At 50.8% G+C, this 16,719-nt stretch carries 19 protein-coding genes, 2 tRNA genes and 1 pseudogene; 14 read left to right on the forward strand and 8 right to left on the reverse strand.

Going from position 1 to position 16,719, the window contains the following annotated elements; translation table 11 throughout:
• Positions 1-96 (forward strand): annotated as a pseudogene (locus tag HMPREF2907_RS13440) (IS481 family transposase); the annotation flags it as partial.
• Between the two features lie 200 nt (positions 97-296).
• Here the strand turns inward: HMPREF2907_RS13440 and HMPREF2907_RS01875 are convergent.
• The 3 genes from HMPREF2907_RS01875 to HMPREF2907_RS01885 form a co-directional block, all read right to left on the reverse strand.
• A tRNA-Ala gene (locus HMPREF2907_RS01875) sits at positions 297-372 on the reverse strand.
• A 6-nt stretch (positions 373-378) separates the two neighbouring features.
• A tRNA-Met gene (locus HMPREF2907_RS01880) sits at positions 379-455 on the reverse strand.
• 166 nt (positions 456-621) lie between these two features.
• Positions 622-1,779, reverse strand: coding sequence for a class I SAM-dependent methyltransferase (locus tag HMPREF2907_RS01885; protein WP_070679428.1), 1,158 nt, complete (start codon positions 1,777-1,779; stop codon positions 622-624).
• A gap of 351 nt (positions 1,780-2,130) precedes the next feature.
• Between HMPREF2907_RS01885 and mraZ the strand changes: the two genes are divergently transcribed.
• The 11 genes from mraZ (at position 2,131) to mraY (ending at position 12,274) form a co-directional block, all read left to right on the forward strand.
• Entirely contained in the window at positions 2,131-2,586 is a 456-nt protein-coding gene (mraZ, locus tag HMPREF2907_RS01890) for a division/cell wall cluster transcriptional repressor MraZ (protein ID WP_070679431.1), read from the forward strand.
• Positions 2,583-3,536: a 16S rRNA (cytosine(1402)-N(4))-methyltransferase RsmH gene (rsmH, locus tag HMPREF2907_RS01895; RefSeq protein ID WP_070679435.1), complete on the forward strand. Its 954-nt coding sequence runs from the start codon at positions 2,583-2,585 to the stop codon at positions 3,534-3,536. The genes mraZ and rsmH overlap by 4 nt, the downstream gene beginning before the upstream one ends.
• Before the next feature lie 55 nt (positions 3,537-3,591).
• The gene (gene ftsL / locus HMPREF2907_RS01900) at positions 3,592-3,855 is read left to right on the forward strand and encodes a cell division protein FtsL (protein ID WP_003761340.1); all 264 of its coding nucleotides are present in this window, start codon (positions 3,592-3,594) and stop codon (positions 3,853-3,855) included.
• Positions 3,856-3,942: 87 nt separating this feature from the next.
• The gene (gene penA / locus HMPREF2907_RS01905) at positions 3,943-5,691 is read left to right on the forward strand and encodes a peptidoglycan D,D-transpeptidase PBP2 (RefSeq protein WP_070679439.1); all 1,749 of its coding nucleotides are present in this window, start codon (positions 3,943-3,945) and stop codon (positions 5,689-5,691) included.
• A gap of 24 nt (positions 5,692-5,715) precedes the next feature.
• Positions 5,716-7,194 carry a UDP-N-acetylmuramoyl-L-alanyl-D-glutamate--2,6-diaminopimelate ligase gene (locus HMPREF2907_RS01910; RefSeq protein WP_070679443.1) on the forward strand — a complete coding sequence of 493 codons (1,479 nt, stop codon included), beginning with the start codon at positions 5,716-5,718 and terminating at the stop codon, positions 7,192-7,194.
• Positions 7,195-7,382: 188 nt separating this feature from the next.
• Positions 7,383-7,904 (forward strand): M23 family metallopeptidase, encoded by a 522-nt coding sequence (locus HMPREF2907_RS01915; RefSeq protein ID WP_070679446.1) that lies wholly within the window; start codon positions 7,383-7,385, stop codon positions 7,902-7,904.
• A 61-nt stretch (positions 7,905-7,965) separates the two neighbouring features.
• Entirely contained in the window at positions 7,966-8,979 is a 1,014-nt protein-coding gene (locus HMPREF2907_RS01920; protein ID WP_070441772.1) for a hypothetical protein, read from the forward strand.
• A gap of 31 nt (positions 8,980-9,010) precedes the next feature.
• Positions 9,011-10,378: a UDP-N-acetylmuramoyl-tripeptide--D-alanyl-D-alanine ligase gene (locus HMPREF2907_RS01925; protein ID WP_070679449.1), complete on the forward strand. Its 1,368-nt coding sequence runs from the start codon at positions 9,011-9,013 to the stop codon at positions 10,376-10,378.
• A 32-nt stretch (positions 10,379-10,410) separates the two neighbouring features.
• A complete protein-coding gene (locus tag HMPREF2907_RS01930; RefSeq protein ID WP_168165190.1) occupies positions 10,411-10,806 on the forward strand; it encodes a hypothetical protein in 396 nt (131 codons plus the stop codon).
• Between the two features lie 16 nt (positions 10,807-10,822).
• Positions 10,823-10,996: a hypothetical protein gene (locus HMPREF2907_RS12795; RefSeq protein ID WP_100066885.1), complete on the forward strand. Its 174-nt coding sequence runs from the start codon at positions 10,823-10,825 to the stop codon at positions 10,994-10,996.
• Positions 10,997-11,191: 195 nt separating this feature from the next.
• Entirely contained in the window at positions 11,192-12,274 is a 1,083-nt protein-coding gene (gene mraY / locus HMPREF2907_RS01935; protein WP_070492456.1) for a phospho-N-acetylmuramoyl-pentapeptide-transferase, read from the forward strand.
• Positions 12,275-12,439: 165 nt separating this feature from the next.
• Here the strand turns inward: mraY and HMPREF2907_RS01940 are convergent, their stop codons facing one another.
• From HMPREF2907_RS01940 to HMPREF2907_RS13445, 4 genes are all read right to left on the reverse strand, one after another.
• Positions 12,440-13,099, reverse strand: coding sequence for an NAD(P)H-dependent oxidoreductase (locus HMPREF2907_RS01940; protein WP_070679455.1), 660 nt, complete (start codon positions 13,097-13,099; stop codon positions 12,440-12,442).
• Positions 13,096-14,223: a Gfo/Idh/MocA family protein gene (locus HMPREF2907_RS01945; RefSeq protein ID WP_070679458.1), complete on the reverse strand. Its 1,128-nt coding sequence runs from the start codon at positions 14,221-14,223 to the stop codon at positions 13,096-13,098. Before HMPREF2907_RS01945 ends, HMPREF2907_RS01940 begins: the two co-directional genes overlap by 4 nt.
• A gap of 116 nt (positions 14,224-14,339) precedes the next feature.
• Positions 14,340-14,924 (reverse strand): LysR substrate-binding domain-containing protein, encoded by a 585-nt coding sequence (locus HMPREF2907_RS01950; RefSeq protein ID WP_318258974.1) that lies wholly within the window; start codon positions 14,922-14,924, stop codon positions 14,340-14,342.
• Positions 14,849-15,223 carry a LysR family transcriptional regulator gene (locus tag HMPREF2907_RS13445; protein WP_318258975.1) on the reverse strand — a complete coding sequence of 125 codons (375 nt, stop codon included), beginning with the start codon at positions 15,221-15,223 and terminating at the stop codon, positions 14,849-14,851. The genes HMPREF2907_RS01950 and HMPREF2907_RS13445 overlap by 76 nt, the downstream gene beginning before the upstream one ends.
• Positions 15,224-15,237: 14 nt before the next feature.
• On the opposite strand from HMPREF2907_RS13445, the gene HMPREF2907_RS01955 reads away from it, so the two are divergent.
• Positions 15,238-15,717: a CidA/LrgA family protein gene (locus HMPREF2907_RS01955; RefSeq protein ID WP_070679461.1), complete on the forward strand. Its 480-nt coding sequence runs from the start codon at positions 15,238-15,240 to the stop codon at positions 15,715-15,717.
• A gap of 12 nt (positions 15,718-15,729) precedes the next feature.
• The gene (locus HMPREF2907_RS01960) at positions 15,730-16,425 is read left to right on the forward strand and encodes an LrgB family protein (RefSeq protein ID WP_070679465.1); all 696 of its coding nucleotides are present in this window, start codon (positions 15,730-15,732) and stop codon (positions 16,423-16,425) included.
• A gap of 47 nt (positions 16,426-16,472) precedes the next feature.
• Here HMPREF2907_RS01960 and HMPREF2907_RS13110 read toward each other — a convergent pair.
• Positions 16,473-16,719, reverse strand: a 247-nt coding sequence (locus HMPREF2907_RS13110) for a hypothetical protein (protein WP_210388578.1), incomplete at its 5' end; no start/stop codon positions are given.

A 16,719-nucleotide genomic window follows, 5' to 3' on the forward strand; every position in this document is an offset into this window, starting at 1 on the left:
GCACCGCAGTTTGAACGGCGATACGCCGTTTGAGGCCTTGCAGGCTTATTTCTCTTAACCTGTGGTGTAGACAGCGCGACGATTTTCTACATTTAAGGTTCTCAGACGACCTTTTGTATGAACATAGATGAATAAAAGAATAGATGTGGGCATCCAGATTGGCTCAACAACCGTTTTCAGTCGTTTCAAGGAATATTGTATCGGCTACTTATCAAGTTTTAAGGATAGATGGATATAAATAAAATAGGTAGATATATAAATAAAAAAGACCTTGTTTAAACAAGGTCTTTTTTATCTGGTGGAGGTAAGCGGGATCGAACCGCTGACCTCTTGCATGCCATGCAAGCGCTCTACCAACTGAGCTATACCCCCGAAATTTGGTGGCGAATCAGGGACTCGAACCCCGGACACAAGGATTATGATTCCTCTGCTCTAACCGACTGAGCTAATTCGCCGTTTCGTGAAGTCGCTATTATATGTTGTTTTGAGTTTTTGGCAAGTTTTATTTTGTACTTTGTGTTTTGTTTTTGTTTTTTAATGGAATAAAACATAGATGAGGTCGTCTGAAACTGTGTTTCAGACGACCTGTGTATTTGGAGGGATGGTTTGAGGTGGGGGATTTCAAAGTTTGTGGCAGATGTCGCCGAAGCGGAAACCTGTCCAGTCTATGTCGATGTTTTTGCCAAAGGCGATGACTTTGAAGAGTTCGCCCATTTCGTGCTGGTCGGTCAGTTTTTGTACGGCAGTGCTGACACGGAGGTAGTCTGCAGTGCCTGGAGGTGCGGTTTGTGCCAGCAGGTCGGTAATGCCTAGGTTGAATAGAAAATGGGACTGAGGCAGGTAGCCGATGAGACCCAGTCCGCCGTCAGTGCCTGCTTGGGCAATGTCGGTAAAGTTGACATGGGCGGTCAGGTCGGTCAGACCGATATGGAAAAACGGATCGTGAACGGTGTGGTGGCGGTAGTGGGCGATGAGCGTGCCTTCGTCGCGTTGCGGGTGGTAATACTGAGCGGCGTCAAAGCCGTAGTCGATAAATATCATGCCGCCGCGTGTGATTTTCTGCGCGAGGGTGAGAATAAAGGCGTATTGGGCGGGGTGTAGCTCGCTGGTGTAGGGGTGTTTGGTTTCGGGAAAATAGGTGGCGGCTAACTGGAGGAGGTCGGGTTGTTTCAATGGTCGCGGGCTTTGTTCAAGCTGTCCGTCTGGGGTGATGGAGACGCCGATGTGTTGAAAGGTGTTTTGAGTGCGGCGGATGATTTCAACAGGCATGGCATCGAGGACTTCGTTGCCAATGATGATGCCGTCGAAGGATTCGGGCAGTTCGGTCAGGTGTATGACTTTTTGTGTCAGTTGCGGAGTGGTCTGTTCGGCGATGAATTGGCGTTGGCGTTCGGCAAGCTCGGGGGAGAGCTCGATGATGTAGTAATGCTTGAGGTCGTCTGAAAGGCTCTTTAATAAGGTGGTGGCGAGATGACCTGTACCTGCACCGAATTCGTAGATGTTGCCGGCGGTTTGCGGGAGAAGTTCGGCAAGTTGTCGGACTAGGGTTTGTCCGAACAATGGGGTGAGGGTGGGGGCGGTAATGAAATCACCGTCTGTACCGATTTTATGGCTGCCTCCGGTGTAGTAACCGTATTCGGGTGTGTAGAGTGCAAGCTCCATGAATCGTGAGAAAGGAACCCAGTTATTTTGGGCTTTTATTTCCTGTGTGATGATTTCAAATAGTTTGGAACTTGAGGCTTGCGCGGTAGGGGAGGGGAGGGGGAGGTGTGCCTTCATAACCGTTAGATAATGTAAAATTTGTGAATTTATTTGTCTATTATAACGTGAACGGGAAAGGGGCGTTTTTTCATTTTTTTATACCATATATTGTGTTTAAATGTAATTTTTAATACTACATATTGTGTTTTTAAAAACCAAATCAGGTAAAATGGGTGGTTTGGCTTGTGTACTTGTTTGGTTAAAATACTGTTTTTTAATGATTTTGTTGTTGCATATGTACTGGAATTTTAGAGTAAGGCGATTTGACCGAGGCGTTAAAATTTTTTATAGTGTGGGCTAGTGGGGCGATGTGGGTAAAAGTGTCTGCATTGCCCAAAAAATTCCGATTTAAACCGATAGGACGAAATTGTGTTTGGCGGCGCTCACGAATTGAGTATTGACAGCAAAGGGCGGTTGGCAATTCCTGCCAAGTTCCGCGATATTTTGCTGCGCCATTATACGCCGTCGATTGTGGTTACTTTGGATTCCCGTCAAAAATTGCTGATGTATCCGGAGGCTGAATGGGCAAAGGTTGCCGAGCAGCTTTTGTACCTGAAAACGGCAGGAAATCCGATGTTGCAGCGTTATCAAAATCTTCTGCTGCACAATGCGGATACGCTGGAATGGGACAGCGCCGGCCGCGTACTGATTCCTGCCAATCTGCGCAAACGGGTGGATTTTGAAAAAGACGTTACCTTGGTCGGTCGCGCCAACCGTTTGGAATTGTGGGGCCGTGAGCAATGGGAAGCTGAAATGACTCAGGCTTTGGATGATGATCCTGAAGAGTTGGCATTCCAATTAAGTCAGACGGATTTGCAATTGTGAGTAATGCTGAATATCAACATATCACCGTTTTGTTAAATGAGGCGGTTGATGCTCTGGCGGTTCGTGAAGACGGTATTTATGTGGATGGGACGTTTGGCAGGGGAGGGCACTCCCGATTGATTTTGTCCCGTCTGGGCAGTCAAGGTCGTCTGATTGTGTTTGATAAAGACCCGCAAGCGATTGAGGCGGCGCAAAAGCTGGCCGAGCAGGATGGGCGCGTTACGGTCGTTCATGACGGGTTTTCCAGTTTTCAGACGACCCTGGATAAGCTGGATATTGAAGAAATAGATGGTGCGTTGTTTGATTTGGGGATTTCGTCCCCGCAGATAGATGACGGCGCACGGGGTTTCAGTTTCCGTTTTGATGCCCCTTTGGATATGCGCATGGATCCGACGCGGGGGATGTCCGCTGCAGAATGGATTGCAACAGCATCAGAACAGGATTTGCACGAGGTTATCAAGAATTATGGTGAAGAGCGGTTTAGTCGCCAGATTGCGCGCGCCATTGTTGCGCAACGGACAGAAAGTCCGATCGATACAACCCGCAAGCTGGCGCAGCTCGTGGCACAAAACGTCCGTACTCGTGAGCGGGGGCAAGACCCTGCGACGCGCACCTTCCAGGCAGTTCGCATCTTTATTAACCGCGAGCTCGAAGAGGTAGAGGCGGTTCTGCCGCAAGTGATAGGTCGTCTGAAACAAGGCGGGCGTTTGGCGGTTATTGCGTTCCATTCGCTTGAAGACCGCATCGTGAAACAGTTTGTCAAAAAGTATTCGCAACATCCTCCTTTGCCGCGTTGGGCGGCAGTAAAAGAAGCGGATTTGCCTCTGCCGCCGTTAAAGGCGGTGGGAAAGGCGATAAAGCCGGGTGTTGAGGAAACCGCCTCCAATCCGCGGGCGCGCAGCGCAGTTTTACGCGTGGCAGAGCGGACGGGCGGTGAGATTGCAGAATAAGCATTATGTGGGGCAGGTGTCCTCGGAACAAACAGATTGAGGTCGTCTGAAAATAATGAATAAATTAAATATCCTTTTGTTGGTCTTGGTATCGGTATCTGCTTTTGCGGTGGTCACTGTGCAAGACCAATCGCGTTTGCACTTCATCGCTTTGGATAAAGCGCAAAAGCAGGAAATCAAGCTTGATCAGGACTATGCACGCTTGAAATTGGATCAGGCGCGGCTGGCGAACCACAAGCTGATTAAGGTGGCGGCTGAGAAGCAACGCCTCAAACCGCCCGGCGCGGATAATACCGTGATGGTGGAAAGAAAAAAATAATACTAATAATGATAAGCCTGAAAAATCTTGGATTTGGAGGGTTTTGCGGAACGTAGTTCGGCAAATACATAACATGAGAATTTTAAGATGTTGATTAAGAACGAATATAAGCCTCGGATGCTGCCTAAGGCCGAAAAGGTAAAAAAACCTGTTACCAGCGACGGGCGTATCCGTATTGTTTTGGGGTGTATGGCTCTTGCTTTCACTGCACTGCTCGGGCGCGGTATTTATCTGCAAACCACGCAGCATGAATTTTTGAAAAATCAGGGCGATCAGCGTTTTGTCCGTACCCTGACTTTACCTGCGTCGCGCGGCATGATTACGGACCGTAACGGCGCGACTTTGGCGTTGAGCGCACCGACTGAATCCTTGTATGCCATGCCTTCCGGTATGGAAGAAATGCCGACTGCCGAACAGATGGCTAAGTTGGCGGCTATTGTTGATCTGCCTGTTGAGGCGTTGCAGGAAAAATTGGCGAAAAAAGATAAAGATTTTATTTATCTGAAGCGCCAACTCAGCCAAGAAAAAGCGGAAGAAATTAAAGCTTTGGGCATTAAAGGCTTGGCATTCCAAAAAGAACTGAAACGCCATTATCCGATGGGCAACCTGTTCGCGCACGTTATCGGCTTCACCAATATCGACGGCAAAGGACAGGAAGGCTTGGAATTGTCGCGTGAAGACAGTCTGCATGGTGCGGACGGTGCGAAAGTGGTTTTGCGCGACAATAAAGGCAATATCGTCGATAGTTTGGACTCTCCGCGCAACAGCGATCCGAAAAACGGGCAGGACATGGTTTTGTCTTTGGATCAACGTATTCAAACACTTGCCTATGATGAGTTGAATAAGGCAGTGGCTTATCACAAAGCCAAAGCAGGTACGGTTGTGGTATTGGATGCGCAAACCGGCGAAATCTTGGCTTTGGTTAACAGCCCTGCCTACGATCCGAATCAACCGGGCAGCGCCGATAGTGAACAGCGCCGCAATCGAGCCGTTACCGATATGATTGAGCCGGGTTCTGCCATGAAGCCGTTTACGATTGCCAAAGCATTGGATTCCGGCAAAGTCGGTGTGGCTGATCGTTTTAATACCATGCCTTATAAAATCGGTCCCGCTACCGTGCGCGATACCCATGTGTATCCTACTTTGGATGTGCGCGGCATTATGCAAAAATCTTCCAACGTCGGTACCAGCAAACTGTCTGCAAAATTCACGCCTAAAGAAATGTATGATTTTTATCATGATTTGGGTGTGGGCGTGCGGATGCACTCCGGTTTCCCAGGTGAGACGGCCGGTCTTTTGAGAAGCTGGCGCAGATGGCAGCCGATTGAACAGGCAACCATGTCTTTCGGTTACGGCTTGCAATTGAGCCTGCTGCAATTGGCGCGTGCTTATACCATGTTGACACATGACGGCGAATTGTTGCCGGTCAGCTTTGAGAAACAGGCGGTTGCGCCCAAAGGCAAACGCGTCATTAAAGCTTCGACCGCGCGTGAAGTGCGTGATTTGATGGTTTCTGTAACCGAGCCCGGCGGTACGGGTACGGCGGGTGCGGTAGATGGTTTCGACGTCGGCGCGAAAACCGGTACGGCGCGTAAGTTGGTCAACGGACGTTACGTTGATAACAAACACGTGGCAACTTTCATCGGTTTTGCTCCTGCTAAAAATCCCCGCGTGATTGTGGCGGTAACCATCGACGAACCGACTGCCAATGGTTACTACGGCGGTGTAGTGGCAGGTCCGGTCTTCAAACAAGTCATGGGCGGCAGCCTGAATATCTTGGGCGTTTCCCCGACCAAGCCTCTGACCAATGTTGCAGCCGTCAAAACACCGTCTTAATCCGAGTATCAACGAGATTATTTTATGTTCAGCAAGTTAACCCCTTTAGCTGAAACCAACATTCCGCCTCTGCTGTGTGCAAACGCAGCAGGGCGTTTGTTGCATTCAGACAGCCGTCAAATTAAACAAGGTGATATTTTCGTTGCCTGTCAGGGCGAATATACGGACGGCCGCAGTTATATCCCCGCTGCCATTGCCAACGGCGCGGCTTTTGTTTTTTGGGACGACGACGGCAAATTTGCGTGGAATCCCGAATGGAAAGTCCCCAATCAAGGCATCAAAGATTTGAAACACCGTGCCGGCATGTTGGCGGCGCAAGTTTACGGCAACGTTTCAGACGACCTCAAAGTCTGGGGCGTAACCGGTACCAACGGCAAAACCTCCATCACACAATGGCTGGCACAAGCCGCCGATTTATTGGGCGAAAAAACCGCCATCATCGGCACGGTCGGCAACGGCTTTTGGGGCGCATTGGAAGAAACCACGCACACCACCCCCGCCCCCGTCGATGTCCAAACCCTGCTCTACCGTTTCCGTCAGCAAGGCGCAACAGCCGCCGCGATGGAAGTCTCCAGCCACGGCCTTGACCAATCGCGCGTCAACGGCGTGCCATTCCGCAGCGCAATCTTCACCAACCTCACCCGAGACCACCTCGACTACCACGGCACGATGGAAGCCTACGGCGCCATCAAGTCACGCCTGTTTTACTGGCACGGCTTGAAACACGCCGTCATCAATGTAGATGATGAATACGGCGCAGAACTCGTAGGTCGTCTGAAAAAAGACTGCCCTGATTTGGCCGTTTACGGCTACGGCTTCAGCGAACACGCCGACATCCGCATTGTTCATTTCACCGCTTCTTCAGACGGCATGGAAGCCGTATTCCAAACCCCGTGGGGCGAAGGCCGCTGCCGCACCCGCCTGCTCGGACGGTTCAACGCGCAAAACCTCGCCGCCTGCATCGCCTTGCTTTGTGCCAACGGTTATCCGCTTGATAAAGTATTGGATGTGCTGACAAAAATCCGTCCCGCCTCAGGCCGCATGGACTGCATCATGAACAGCGGCAAGCCCTTGGTCGTCGTCGATTACGCCCACACGCCAGACGCATTGGAAAAAGCACTCTCCACCTTGCAGGAAATCAAACCACAGGGTGCGGCTTTGTGGTGCGTATTCGGCTGCGGCGGCAACCGCGACCGCGGCAAACGCCCGCTGATGGGCGCGGCAGCCGTACAGGGCGCGGATAAAGTCGTCGTAACCAGCGATAACCCGCGCTTGGAAAATCCGCAAGACATCATCAACGACATCCTGCCTGCCGTGCCCGCGCCCGAATGTGTCGAAGCCGACCGCGCCGCCGCCATCCGTTACGCAGTCGACCGCGCCGCCGCAAACGACATTATCCTGATTGCCGGCAAAGGACACGAAAATTATCAGGACATGCAGGGTGTGAAGCATCATTTTTCTGATTTCGAAGTTGCAGAGAAAGCGTTGGCAGAACGAATATAAAATAGACAATACAAAGTTTTCAGACGACCCGAAGACCATCAAGGTCGTCTGAAAACGTTTATCCCCCACAATAAAAGCAACACAACCCACGCATTACGGCACGTCAGCCATTAAACCCATCACTGTTGTTTCAGACGACCCCGATTTGGAATTTCAAAGGTCGTCTGAAAAACGAGGAGACCGATTTGATGCTGAAAATGCCGACAAAAACCCTTTTAATCAGTGCAGCCATGATTTTATTTGCAGGCTGTACCACCAAACAACTGCCACGCCCGAACGCTGAAATTGCCGAACTGAGGGCGAAAGAACCGCCGGCGGCGCAAAGCCTGCCCAATCCTGTTAAAGGCAAGCGTTTTGACGACACTTGGGGCGCGGCGCGCAGCCAAGGGCGCAGACATGAAGGTGTGGATATTTTCGCTAAGAAAAACACGCCGATACGCAGTACGACGCCCGGTATCGTAACCAAAATCGGGCGCAACCGATTGGGTGGCAAAGTCATCGGCATCCAAGGGCCGGGCGCATGGCACTACTATGCCCACCTCAACAAATTCGCCCGCGTCCGCCTGTATGAACGCGTGAAAGAAGGACAGGTCATCGGCTATGTCGGCAAAACCGGCAACGCTAAAACCACGCCCGCCCATTTGCATTACGGCGTGTATCTGCCAAGCGGTGCGATTAATCCGTATCCGCTGATTAATCAGGAAAGATAAAATTTTCAAACGCCGTCTGAAATAAATTTTGAAACAAATAAACAAATAATGAGGGAACATTATGGGTATTTTTCGCTGCAATAAATGCGGCTGCATGAATGAGCATGACTACGAATCCGGAATGAGTGAAATTGCCTGTCCAAAATGCACGGCTCCGGTTAAGGTTTACGACACTTTATTTTTTGTCAGTAAATTGTTGGAACGATATTTTTCGGTGAACAGGGAATTGCAGGCTTTGAAGCAACAGGAAGACGGTGGAGAGGAAAATGTACAGCAAGATACTGGTTCGGAAAACCAAAATTATAATCCGCTGGCAGGCGTCAATTTATCGGAAACTGACATTTTAGCTACTGAAAAACAGCACGAACCGTTACGGCGATGGTTTGCCCGAGCTAATATTGTGCCGATGTTTAACTTACAGGCGGTAAATATGAGCGGTTTTTTTGATGAGGCTGCCGCTAAATTGGGCAGCAATTATCAGATTACTAAAAATATGTTGGGTCAGATTAGTTGGGCGTATGGCCACAACCATACAAGCATTAGTTTGGATGTCGGCAAAATGTCGCAAAAAGACGGGCAGACAATGAATAATCTATGCCGACAATTTTATAGCCATACTCTGTTTTCTAAGTATTTTTATCAGAAACAGGAAAAAATTGTCCGCTTGAATCTGCAACGTGCCACTGCCATCAAGCACTTTTTTTGTGGTGGTTGGCTTGAATGGTTTGCGTTGTGCAAAATGCTTGAAGAAGCAAAACAAAAAGGCAAGGATTATGCTTTTTCTTGCGCTAGAAATATAAAAATCGAATTCGACAATGAAGATAAACATGAGTTGGATGTCGTATTTTTACCGATGGGTAAAGAGCCGATTGTGGTGGAATGTAAATCAGGGGAATTCAGACGAGACATTGAAAAATATGTACGCTTGAAAAAACGATTGAATTTGCCGGATGACCGTTTTGTGATATTGGCTGCCGATTTAGAGGAAAGCCAGGCAGTAGCATTAGGCAGTATGTACGGTTTAACTTTTGTTACACCTAAATCTATGATGAAACATTTACGGATGGTTATGTGAGGCCGTCTGAAAAAAACAAACGAAAGAAACCATGAAACCACTAGACCTAAATTTCATCTGCCAAACCCTCAACCTTCCGATGCCGTCTGAAAACAAACCCGTTTCGCGCATCGTAACCGACAGCCGCGACATTCGCGCGGGCGATGTGTTTTTTGCTTTGGCAGGCGAGCGGTTTGACGCGCATGATTTTGTTGAAGACGTATTGGCTGCGGGTGCGGCGGCGGTTGTGGTTTCGCGCGAAGATTGCGCTGCAATGGATGGCGCGTTGAAAGTCGATGACACGCTTGCGGCATTGCAAACGCTGGCGAAGGCTTGGCGCGATAATGTGAACCCGTTTGTATTCGGCATTACCGGCTCGGGCGGTAAGACGACGGTGAAGGAAATGCTGGCTGCGGTATTGCGCCGCCGTTTCGGCGATGATGCCGTTTTGGCGACGGCGGGTAACTTCAACAACCACATCGGATTGCCGCTGACTTTGTTGAAATTAAACGAAAAACACCGCTATGCCGTCATCGAAATGGGCATGAACCATTTCGGCGAACTGGCGGTTTTGACGCAAATCGCCAAACCCGATGCCGCCTTGGTCAACAACGCCTTACGCGCCCATGTCGGCTGCGGTTTTGACGGCACGCTCGATATTGCCAAGGCGAAAAGCGAGATTTATCAAGGTTTGGGCGAAAACGGATTGGCTTTGATTCCGTGCGAAGACGAACATGCCGCGGTGTTTCAGACGAGCTCCCAAGATCATCAGCAGCGGACTTTCGGCATCGATAGCGGCGATGTCCATGTAGAAAATATCGTGCTGAAACCTTTGTCGTGCGAATTTGATTTGGTGTGCGGCAACGAGCGCGCCGCCGTGGTGCTGCCTGTTCCCGGTCGCCACAATGTTCATAACGCTGCTGCTGCTGCCGCGCTGGCTTTGGCTGCGGGTTTGAGTTTGGACGATGTGGCGGAAGGTTTGAAAGGCTTCAGCAACATCAAAGGTCGTCTGAACATCAAAGCCGGCATCAAAGGCGCGACCTTGATTGACGATACGTACAACGCGAACCCCGACAGCATGAAAGCCGCGATTGACGTGTTGGCGCGTATGCCTGCGCCGCGTATTTTCGTGATGGGCGATATGGGCGAACTGGGCGAAGACGAAGCCGCCGCCATGCACGCCGAAGTCGGCGCGTACGCCCGCGACCAAGGTATAGAAGCGGCTTATTTTGTCGGCGACAACAGCGTCGAAGCGGCGGAAACGTTTGGTGCGGACGGTTTGTGGTTTGCTGCCAAAGACCCTCTGATTCAAGTGTTGAGCCACGATTTGCCCGAACGCGCCACCGTATTGGTGAAAGGTTCGCGCTTTATGAAGATGGAAGAAGTGGTTGAGGCGTTGACGGATAAAGAGGTCGTCTGAAAATGGGGCAGAAAAGAAAACGACCTATACTGTTGCAGTTTATCGTTTTAATGATAATAGTGGCAGCAGTTTTATGGCCTGCGGCAGTGTGGCTTTACATCGAAAATGTAGGATTTGAGACAATAAGCGAAGCATACGAAATCACAAGTGGACGTTTACTTTGGTTTTGGTTAGGAAATTTTCATTTGCTTGTGCAAGTGATATTGATGCTGGTTAGTGCTGTTGGACTATGGAGAGGTAAGGATTGGGCGCGTAGGTTATGGCTGTATGGCTGTATACTGTATATCGTCTACAATATGGTCGGTTATTTGGTTTCCCCTAGGATCGGGTTTCCATTGTTGGATGTCATTATTCGTGCTGCAATTTGTTATAGCCTGTTTTGCTTACATCCCAAAGATTATTTTCAGACTCAAGAAAATAAAACTTGAAAAGGCCGTCAGAAATATGAAAAAGATTTTTCTATTAGCTGGTTTGCTGATTGCTACGTTTTATGCCGGAATGAAAGTACAGGCATTTATTTATGAAGATACCTGCTTGGATTTGGGCGGCGGAAAGAATCCTGGAAACTATCCGATTTGCGTGATTGAGAAAGACGCTAACGCCGCCGCTACTCAATAATGCTGCCATCTCTCTAAACAACGGATAACGGGTTTGTCAGAAACCTGCATAGAGAGTGAACTTCAGCAGGCACTGACTGTCATAACCTGCTTGATAATCTACAAAGGTCGTCTGAAACTTTTTCAGACGACCCCAAAACCAAACTTTAAAACGGGCGATAAGCCCAATGTAACAACAAAAACAAAAGGAAGCCCCATGTTTTTATGGCTTGCACATTTCAGTAACTGGTTGTCCGGTTTGAATGTCTTTCAATACACCACATTTCGCGCCGTCATGGCGGCATTGACCGCTTTGGCGTTTTCCCTGCTGCTCGGCCCATGGACCATCCGCAAACTGACGCAATTAAAAGTCGGGCAGGCAGTGCGCACCGACGGGCCGCAAACCCACCTCATCAAAAACGGTACGCCGACGATGGGCGGCTCGCTGATTCTGACCGCGATCACCGTGTCCACGATCTTGTGGGGCAACTGGGCAAACCCATATATTTGGATTCTTTTGGGCGTATTGCTCGCCACGGGCGCGCTCGGTTTTTACGACGACTGGCGCAAAGTCGTCTATAAAGACCCCAACGGCGTTTCTCCTAAATTCAAAATGGTGTGGCAGTCGAGCGTTGCCATCATTGCCGCGCTTGCCCTGTTTTACCTCGCTTCCAATAGCTCCAACAACATCCTGATCGTTCCCTTCTTCAAACAAGTCGCCTTGCCGCTGGGCGTGGTCGGCTTCGTCGTCCTGACCTATCTGACCATCGTCGGCACTTCCAACGCCGTCAACCTGACCGACGGCCTTGACGGACTTGCCGCCTTCCCCGTCGTCCTCGTTGCTGCCGGTCTCGCCATCTTCGCTTATGCCAGCGGACACTCGCAATTCGCCCAATACCTGCAATTGCCTTATGTCGCAGGCGCGAACGAAGTCGTGATTTTCTGTACCGCCATGTGCGGCGCGTGTCTTGGATTTTTGTGGTTCAACGCCTATCCTGCGCAAGTCTTCATGGGCGACGTCGGCGCGTTGGCTCTGGGTGCGGCACTCGGTACCGTTGCCGTCATCGTCCGCCAAGAGTTCGTTCTCGTCATTATGGGCGGTCTGTTCGTCGTCGAAGCCGTGTCCGTCATGCTTCAGGTCGGCTGGTATAAGAAAACCAAGAAACGCATCTTCCTGATGGCGCCTATCCACCACCACTACGAACAAAAAGGCTGGAAAGAAACCCAAGTCGTCGTCCGCTTCTGGATTATCACCATCGTCTTGGTGCTAATCGGATTGAGTACGCTGAAAATCCGTTAACTATTCGGATCAATATCGAAAAGGTCGTCTGAAACAGATTTCAGACGACCTTTTTCTTTGTTTGAAAGAGAAACAGAAATCACAGGATTTGCTTTGAAGACTTGCAAAAGTATCTGTTTGAAACGATACGGTGATTGCTGTTCGGCTCTTTAGATTTAATCGGCGCTACTCCGCCCAAATGACCGTTTCCGACGCATCGCGGCGCGGTTTCGGGTTAATGTCGCGCACACGGTAGCCGAAGGTTGCGGCGACGGACAAGCCGTAATTTTCAGGATCGAGCAATCCGGCTTCGGCAAGGATTTTTTCCACTTCGGCATACTCCATGCCTTCGATGGCGCAGGAATCGATGCCGAGCATCGCTGCGCCGGTAAGCATATTGCCCAGCGCGATGTAGGTTTGCTTGCTTGCCCAGTCAAACAAGGCGCGTTCGTCGTCGGCGATGGGCATATCGTGGGTTTGGAAACGGCGGTAGCGTTCTAATGCCCCTGCCCGCTCTTCGGCGCTCAAACCGCGTCTGTCCATCAGTTCTTCAAAAGCGGGGCTGTCGTAGCGGGCGTGTTTTCGTGCCAACAGGAAAACGACATGACTGGCATCCGAAATGGAAGCCTGCATCCCCCAAGCGAAGGGTTTGATTTTTTCACGCAATGCCTCGTTCTGCACAACTACAAACTGCCACGGCTCACAGCCGACGGAGCTGGGCGAGAGCCGCCCGAAATCAAGGATGGCGGCAAAATCTTCGGCACTGATTTTGCGTGCAGGGTCGTAATAGCGGACGGAAACGCGCCGTTTGAAAATTTCGAGGGCTTGTTCGCGGGTCAGTATCATGATGATTCCTTTGATTGAGTATGGAAGGGGCTTCCTTTCGGACAATCAGAATGGTCAAACGTTCGCAACGTTTGCAACACCAGCGGCAGCGAAACCGTTTGACGGTTATGTGCAGAAAGGTAGGCGGCATTAATCAGTTCCAGCGATTTTAAGCCTTCGCGCCCGTCGACAACAGGCTCGGCTTTGCCGCGCAACACATCGACAACATTCCGATAATACAGCGGATGCCCGAAACCGTACACCGACGTGGTTTCATAATTGGCGGTTTTGACCTGTTCGTCGTAATCGCGCTCGTCGGCAAAATTCCATTCCTGAATTTCATTCACCGCCATGCCGCCGATGCGTACCGTGCCGGTTTCGCCCAAAATGGTAATCGAGCCTTCGAGGTTTTTCGGATAGGTACACATGGTTACCGCCATCGAACCGAGCGTGCCGTCGCGCCAACGGAGGTTCATCACGCCTGTGTCTTCGGCTTCAATTTTGCGGTGGGTCGCAATCATCGCCTGCACTTCCGCCACCGGACCGATGAGCCATTCCATCAAATCGACGTAGTGGCTGGCTTGATTCATGAACGCGCCGCCGTCCATCTTCCAAGTGCCGCGCCAACCGCCCCCTTGGTCGTAATACGACTGCGGGCGCGTCCAAAAAACATTCAAATGCGCCATATAGATTTTGCCGAAGCGTTGTTCTGCGACCGCGCGTTTGAGCAGTTTCAGCGTGGCATTTAGGCGGTTTTGTTTCACGACAAACAAACGTTTGCCCGCTTTGTCGGCAGCTTGAACCATAAGTTCGCCGTCAGTAAAGCAGGTAGCCATCGGTTTTTCGGTGACAATGTGAAAACCCGCTTCCAATGCCTCAACTGCCTGTTCGGGGTGCAAACCGGACGGTGTAGTAATGATGATTACGTCGGCATCGGTTTCTGCCAGCATGTCGGTATAGCAGGCATAGCCTTTCGCACCGGTGCGCTTGACCGCCGCTTCAAGCGCGGCAGGATCGATGTCGCACACGGCAACGAGTTCGCAATCTTCTTGCAATACCTCAAACGAACCGAAATGGTTGTTGGAAATACGGCCGCAGCCGACCAAGGCGAATTTGATTTTGCGGTTTTGAATGGTTTCAGACATTTTCAGACAATGTTCGCATATGTAAAGGGAGATGAAGTATAGTGAAGTTTTTGTGAAGAAGTATAGGTGGGAAAGTGTAAAAAAGGTCGTCTGAAAACTTTTCAGACGACCTTTTTCTACTTTCTGAACTCTTCCCTGACGATATCCAGCCAAGCCCTGAGCGCGGGGGTGGGACGCTGGTGTTTTTTCCACGCCATGGTCAGTTGCCAGCGGATTTCGGGTTCGGTCAGCGGGACGGCGGCAAATGTGTCAGGATTGATTTTTCGGGCGTAGTATTCGGGCAAAAGGGCGATGCCCATATGGTGCGCCACCATGTCGGCGAGCAGGTCCCATTGTCCGGTGCGGCAGACGACGTTGGGGGTGAAGCCTTGGCTGCGGCAGGCGGTTTGGATGGTTTCGTTGAGGGAAAACCCTGAGCCAAACAGGATAAACGGTTCGTGTTGCAGGCTTTTGAGGCTGAGGACGGCATGGCGGGCTTGGGCGCGCGGCATGAGGACGACGAGCGGGTAGTCGCAGAGGGTAATGCTGTCGAAGTCTTCGTGGACGGGGGCGAGCAGTTGTCCGGCGTCAAGTTCGTTGTTGCGCAAGGATTGCTCGATGGCGAGCGAACCTTGTTCGAGGAAGGTCAGTTCGATGCCGGGCCATTGGCGGCGGAAGCGGAACAGGGCGTTGCTGAGCAGGTCGCTGCCGAGCAGTGCCAAACCCAGCCGCAGCGTGCCGCTTTTGATGTGGCGTAGCCGTCGATGCGGGCGAGCAGCAAGTCGCGTTCGTGCAGGAGGTTCAGCGCGTGGCGGTACACTTCTTCGCCGATGGGTGTGGTGGCGACTTGGCGTTTTTTGCGGCCGTTTTCTTTAACCAACAGCGGCACGCCCAGTTCTTCTTCCAATGCCTGTATGGTTTTGCTGACGGTGGGCTGGGTCAGGTTGAGCGCGGATGCAGCGGCGGAGAAACTTTGCAGGCGCACGAGTTCGGCGAAACAGTGCAGGCTTTTGAAGTCCATTATTCCTCTTGGGCATGATTTTAGTGCAGATAATTCATATTATGCGTAAACCGCGTCCTTATAATCAAGCCTTCGTTTTGAATTACAGATTGATGAACCTTATGGATACGCTGATGCGATTTTTTCAGACGACCTTGCAGCTTGCCGTGGTCGGCTTGGTTTGGCTGGTGTCGGATTTGATGGTGCGCTTTGCCCATCTGCCTGTTTCTTCGGGCGTATTGGGGCTGTTTTTAATGCTTGCGCTGCTGGGTTTGGGCGTGATTAAAACCGGCATGGTCGAGCGCGGCGCGAAATGGGTGTTGGGCGAGTTGGTGTTTTTCTTTATCCCGATTATGGTATCCGTATTGCAATACCGTGATTTGCTTCTTTCCGAAGGTTGGCGGCTGGTGCTGACGATTGCGGTCGGCACTGCGCTGGTGATGATCAGCACGGCGTTGACGCTGAATTTCTGCTACCGCTGGAAACGCCGCCTGTATAAAAAACTGCATGCCTGATAGGGAACAAAAATGGATTACGCCGCACTCGCCTGCTTCGCTTGGACTTGTTTCGCCTATTTTGTGGCGAAAAAAATCTACTGCAAAAAACCGCTGATGATTTTCTCGCCCGTTGTTACCGTCTCGGTCAGCACCATCGTCCTGATGCTGCTTTTGGGCATTTCCTACGACACTTACCACAAATACACGCAAGGCATCGTTTTCCTGCTCACGCCGGTAACGGTCGCTTTCGCCATTCCGATTTATGAAAACCGCGAAGTCATCCGCCGCCAGCTTCCCATCCTGTCAATAGCGATTTTGGTTGGTATGTTTGTCGGCGTAGCCAGCGCGTTTTTGATGGGCAATATGTTCCACTTCGACAGCGAAGTGACCAACAGCCTGATGGCGCGCTCGATTTCCACGCCGTTTGCCGTCGTATTGGCGGGTGAAATCCACGGTTCGGCGTCGCTGGTATCGCTGTTTACCATCATCACCGGCTTCGTCGGCATGATATTCGGCGATTTGTTTTTAGCGTTCACCCGCATCCGCTTCCATGCCGCCAACGGTGTCGCACTGGGCAACGCCGCCCACGGCTTCGGCACTTCCCGCGCCGGACAACGCCACGAAACCGAAGGCGTGATGGCGAGCCTGACCATGATTTTGGCGGGGCTGTTTATGGTCATCATCGGGCCGAGCATGGTGCATTTGGTGGTTTGGCTGATGGGCTGAACGGCAGTTGTTTTACAAAGGTATTGGCAACGTCGTCTGAAAAGCCGTTAAGTAAATTCTGATGGCAGTATGGTGCCTTGCTGATATTTATTGCAAAATATAGCGAGGGCGCGTTGCCTGTGAAAAAATGATTTGGTTTGAGACCGATTCAGCAGAATCGAAAATACCCATATCGGCGTTGCACCCTGCTTATGCTTATGCGGGGCAGGCTGTGGCAAAAATGATGGAATTGGGGCTTTTCTTTGAATTGACTGTGTTGATGATAAAAAGGTCGTCTGAAAATTTTCAGACGAC

Origin of the sequence: Neisseria sp. HMSC055H02 (assembly GCF_001813335.1) — a bacterium.
GTDB classification, from domain to species: Bacteria; Pseudomonadota; Gammaproteobacteria; order Burkholderiales; family Neisseriaceae; genus Neisseria; species Neisseria sicca_C.

Excerpts from the sequence above, each read along its gene's own strand:
- HMPREF2907_RS13445 (WP_318258975.1), bottom strand. The coding sequence starts at position 15,223 with ATGGACTTCAAAAGCCTGCACTGTTTCGCCGAACTCGTGCGCCTGCAA.
- HMPREF2907_RS01885 (WP_070679428.1), bottom strand. The coding sequence starts at position 1,779 with ATGAAGGCACACCTCCCCCTCCCCTCCCCTACCGCGCAAGCCTCAAGT.
- HMPREF2907_RS01910 (WP_070679443.1), top strand. The coding sequence starts at position 5,716 with ATGTTCAGCAAGTTAACCCCTTTAGCTGAAACCAACATTCCGCCTCTG.
- ftsL (WP_003761340.1), top strand. The coding sequence starts at position 3,592 with ATGAATAAATTAAATATCCTTTTGTTGGTCTTGGTATCGGTATCTGCT.
- penA (WP_070679439.1), top strand. The coding sequence starts at position 3,943 with ATGTTGATTAAGAACGAATATAAGCCTCGGATGCTGCCTAAGGCCGAA.
- HMPREF2907_RS01945 (WP_070679458.1), bottom strand. The coding sequence starts at position 14,223 with ATGTCTGAAACCATTCAAAACCGCAAAATCAAATTCGCCTTGGTCGGC.
- HMPREF2907_RS01955 (WP_070679461.1), top strand. The coding sequence starts at position 15,238 with ATGATTTTAGTGCAGATAATTCATATTATGCGTAAACCGCGTCCTTAT.
- HMPREF2907_RS01915 (WP_070679446.1), top strand. The coding sequence starts at position 7,383 with ATGCTGAAAATGCCGACAAAAACCCTTTTAATCAGTGCAGCCATGATT.
- HMPREF2907_RS01920 (WP_070441772.1), top strand. The coding sequence starts at position 7,966 with ATGGGTATTTTTCGCTGCAATAAATGCGGCTGCATGAATGAGCATGAC.
- HMPREF2907_RS12795 (WP_100066885.1), top strand. The coding sequence starts at position 10,823 with ATGAAAAAGATTTTTCTATTAGCTGGTTTGCTGATTGCTACGTTTTAT.
- HMPREF2907_RS01940 (WP_070679455.1), bottom strand. The coding sequence starts at position 13,099 with ATGATACTGACCCGCGAACAAGCCCTCGAAATTTTCAAACGGCGCGTT.
- HMPREF2907_RS01925 (WP_070679449.1), top strand. The coding sequence starts at position 9,011 with ATGAAACCACTAGACCTAAATTTCATCTGCCAAACCCTCAACCTTCCG.
- mraY (WP_070492456.1), top strand. The coding sequence starts at position 11,192 with ATGTTTTTATGGCTTGCACATTTCAGTAACTGGTTGTCCGGTTTGAAT.
- HMPREF2907_RS01960 (WP_070679465.1), top strand. The coding sequence starts at position 15,730 with ATGGATTACGCCGCACTCGCCTGCTTCGCTTGGACTTGTTTCGCCTAT.